Genomic DNA, 1,614 nt, shown 5'->3' on the forward strand with positions numbered 1-1,614 from the left:
GATGCCGAACCACACCAGGTCGTAGCCCAGCCCCGCCACCACCGGGAAGAACACCGGCACCGTGAGCAGCAGCATCGACATGCTCTCGAACACGCAGCCCAGCACCACGTAGATGGCGATGATCACCAGGATCACCACGAAGGGCGCCACGTTCAGCCCGTTGACCAGCGCCAGCAGGTCGCCCGGCAGCCCGGCCCGGTTGACGAAGTTGGCGAAGATCAGCGCCGTCAGCACCACCGCGAACAGCATCGCCGTGGTCCGCACCGTGTCCATCAGCACCGCCATCAGCACCCGCGGATTCAGCGCGCGGCGCATCAGGGCGATCAGGAAGGCGCCCATGGCGCCGATGCCGGCCGCCTCGGTGGGCGTGAACACCCCCAGGTAGATGCCGCCGATCACCAGCACGAACAGCGCCAGGGTGCTGCCCACGCTCTTCAGCGCGGCCAGGCGCTCGGCCCAGGGCACCCGCTCCGCCGCCGGGCCCGCCGCGGGGTCGCGCCACAGCACCCACTTCACCGCCCCCAGGTAGAGGAAGATCCCCAGGATGCCGGGAATGAAGCCCGCCGCGAACAGCTCGCGGATGCTGGTCTCGGTGAGGATGCCGTAGATCACCAGCATCACGCTGGGCGGGATCAGGATGCCCAGGGTGCCGCCGGCGGCGATCGACGCCGAGGCCAGCGAGTCCTTGTAGCCGTACTTGCGCATCTGCGGCATGGCCACCCGGCCCATGGTGGCGCAGGTGGCGAGGCTCGAGCCGCAGATGGCGCTGAAGCCGCCGCAGGCGACGATGGTGGCCATCGCCTGGCCGCCCTTGCGGTGCCCCAGGAAGCCGTTGGAGGCCCGGAACAGCGCATCCGACAGCCCGGCATGGGAGACGAAGTTGCCCATCAGGATGAACAGCGGGATCACCGACAGCCCGTAGTCCATGGCGGTGTCCACCACCCGCCGCGCGGCCATCGCCTCGGCGGCGTTCCAGTTGCCGGTCAGGTAGTAGAAGCCCACGAAACCCACGATGCCCATGGCAAACGCCAGCGGCACCCGCAGGAACACCAGGACCAGCAGCGCGGCGAAGCCGTAGAGTGCCTCAGTCATGGGTCCCTCCCCGTTCTGCAGAGGGACTCAGCGGGCCGCCCTGCTTGACCACCTTGAGCCCCTCCAGCAGGTAGAGCACCGCCCGCGCCAGGGTCAGCAGCGCGGAGAGCGCCAGCATGATCGCGATCAGCCCGATCAGGTAGCCGTACGGAATGCGCAGGAACTCGGTCACGTCGCCCCAGTCGAAGGCGCGCTCGGCCAGCGCCCAGACACGCTGCGCCATCACCCACAGCGCCGCCGTCACCAGCAGGTTGACCAGCACCTCCCGCACCCAGATCAGCCGGGCGGGAAAGATCGCGTCGAGCAGGTCCACGCTGATGTGCTCCTGGCGCCAGCACACCACCGGCAGCGACAGGAACACCAGCGCCGCCAGCATCAGCTGGGTCAGCTCCACGGCGCCGAGGATCGGGGCGTTGAAGAAGTAGCGGCCGGTCACGTCGGCCGTGGTCAGCAGCATCATGCCGAAGAGGGTGGCACCCGCCACCCCCTCCAGCATCAGCTGCAGACCCCGGCCGACGCGCG

The 1,614-nt window shown here is 69.1% G+C and carries 2 protein-coding genes; both read right to left on the reverse strand.

Translation table 11 applies throughout. The features are described 5' to 3' along the window. The coding region (locus ACOMD9_RS21055) for a TRAP transporter large permease (protein WP_421417977.1) at positions 1-1,092 on the reverse strand (1,092 nt) is incomplete at its 3' end. Beyond that, a partial coding sequence (locus ACOMD9_RS21060; RefSeq protein ID WP_421417978.1) for a TRAP transporter small permease occupies positions 1,085-1,614 on the reverse strand: 530 nt, incomplete at its 5' end. The genes ACOMD9_RS21055 and ACOMD9_RS21060, both read right to left, overlap by 8 nt.

Origin of the sequence: Halomonas terrestris, from assembly GCF_049166755.1 — a bacterium.
GTDB lineage: Bacteria > Pseudomonadota > Gammaproteobacteria > Pseudomonadales > Halomonadaceae > Halomonas.